The 1,811-nt window shown below is 35.2% G+C and carries 2 protein-coding genes and 1 pseudogene; 2 read left to right on the top strand and 1 reads right to left on the bottom strand.

Translation table 11 applies throughout. The features are described 5' to 3' along the window. Positions 1–122: 122 nt before the first annotated feature. Positions 123–294, bottom strand: a pseudogene (locus tag ABH897_RS27530) (AraC family transcriptional regulator); the annotation flags it as partial. 158 nt (positions 295–452) lie between these two features. Here ABH897_RS27530 and ABH897_RS27525 point away from each other — a divergent pair. Both ABH897_RS27525 and csaA read left to right on the top strand, forming a co-directional pair. Then, complete coding sequence (locus ABH897_RS27525) at positions 453–1,346, top strand: DMT family transporter (protein ID WP_283655276.1); 894 nt, start codon at positions 453–455, stop codon at positions 1,344–1,346. 57 nt (positions 1,347–1,403) lie between these two features. Continuing rightward, positions 1,404–1,736, top strand: a complete 333-nt coding sequence (csaA, locus tag ABH897_RS27520) for a chaperone CsaA (protein WP_283655277.1) — start codon at positions 1,404–1,406, stop codon at positions 1,734–1,736. The last annotated feature ends 75 nt before the right edge of the window (positions 1,737–1,811 follow it).

Raw genomic sequence — 1,811 nt, 5'->3', positions numbered from 1 at the left:
CCCGGCTGCGTGCATCAATATCTGAACTTGGTCCCCAAAACTAATTAAAGTAACATTTTTCTGCCTTGACACGTAACACCCGATCGGTTCACACCCGTATCGGGTGTTTTCATATCCTTGTTTTCCATCGCACTATCTACATAAAAGGCCAGCAGCTTCTCTGGGAAATTAAAACTGACATATTGACCGTTATGTGTAAGGAGTAAGGGATAATTTCTTGAGCAGCAGCCTGTACATGATGTATGGGAATGAAACATCGGGATATAAAATGGTTTCGTGCAACTGTTTTTCCATTTAAGAGAAGGTCCTTTCTTCTGACGATATTTCTATATAAATAAAAGATATAATTACACAAAATAAACAGAAGTGGTGATATTATTATATTCAGTTTGGTTTATCATTCAATTATTCTGTGCACAGACAATTGGCAAAAACATCTTAGAGGGGTCAGTATGAAAATAAATAAACCGTTTCATCCGTATATTTTGCTATTCATTGCCATATTATCTGTTTCTATCTCTTCCATCATGATAAAATCCTCAGATACGCCAACCTCTGTGGCTGGAATGTACAGACTGTATATATCAGTAATAATAATGCTTCCTTTTGTACCCTGGAAAATGCTTCGATCCTTAGAGATGAACAAAAAAGATTGGAGTACCGTTTTCTTAGCTGGTCTTTTTCTCGGATTATATTTCTTATTTTGGATGGAATCTTTAGTATATACCTCAGTTGCGAGCTCCATGGTCATCTTATCATTACAGCCTTTATTTGTAATGATGGGTTCATACTTTATGTTCAGAGAACGAGCAAACATATTAACCATTCTTTGTTTGATCGCTGCTCTTTTCGGTTCAATCATTATAGCTTGGGGAGACATTGGGGTTTCCAAAGAGGCATTAATCGGAGATGGGTTATCTTTGTTAGGAACAATCTTGGTTTCAGCATATATGTTGGCAGGACAGAAAGTAAGTCACAAAATAGATGCAAATTTATATAGTGTTATTGTTTTTTTTCTGGGTGGCAGCGTCATGTTAATCTACAATTTGTTGAATAATTATTCCTTGATCGAATATGACTCGTCGGATTGGATGTATTTCTTTTTACTTGCAGTAATCCCAACTATTTTTGGACAATATATTTTTAATCTGTTGTTGAAATCAATGGGTGCAACTACTGTTTCAGTGGGCATTATTGGAGAACCTGTTCTCGCCATAATTCTCGCTTACTTATTCTTGGGAGAAATAATCTCTGTATTTCAATTCATAGGTGGAATGATAACTTTATTCGGTATGGGGATGTATTTTTGGGCAAAATCTTTAAAGTATACAGTTGCAAAATATTAAAATTTGTAACTGTATATCGCGAAATTTGAGAAAACAATAGATGAGGAGAATGTTTAAATGGCAACGATTGATGATTTTTTGGAACTGGATATTCGAGTTGGAACAATAATTAAAGCTGAGTTTTTTGCAGAAGCAAAAATACCTGCTATTAAACTTGAGATTGATTTTGGACAAGATATCGGAATAAAAACATCAAGTGCACAAATTACAAAAAGATATGTGGCTGAAGATATTATAGGAGAACAAATAATAGGTATAGTCAACTTTCCTCCTCGACGGATAGCAGGCTTTAATTCAGAGGTATTAGTCCTTGGAGGAATACCCGAAAAAGGGGATGTGGTTCTGTTGAAACCAGATATTAAACTACCTGATGGAACACCTATTGGGTGATACATCGTTCTTGTTTAATCAGTGTAAAAAATACAACTTTACAAAAGGCAAGGCACGAACCTTCAAATGATAAAT

The sequence above is a fragment of the Paenibacillus sp. RC73 genome (assembly GCF_044908085.1).
GTDB lineage: Bacteria > Bacillota > Bacilli > Paenibacillales > Paenibacillaceae > Paenibacillus > Paenibacillus terrae_A.
Note: the sequence above shows the minus strand (reverse complement) of the source record. Positions and strands in the feature narration are given on the sequence as shown.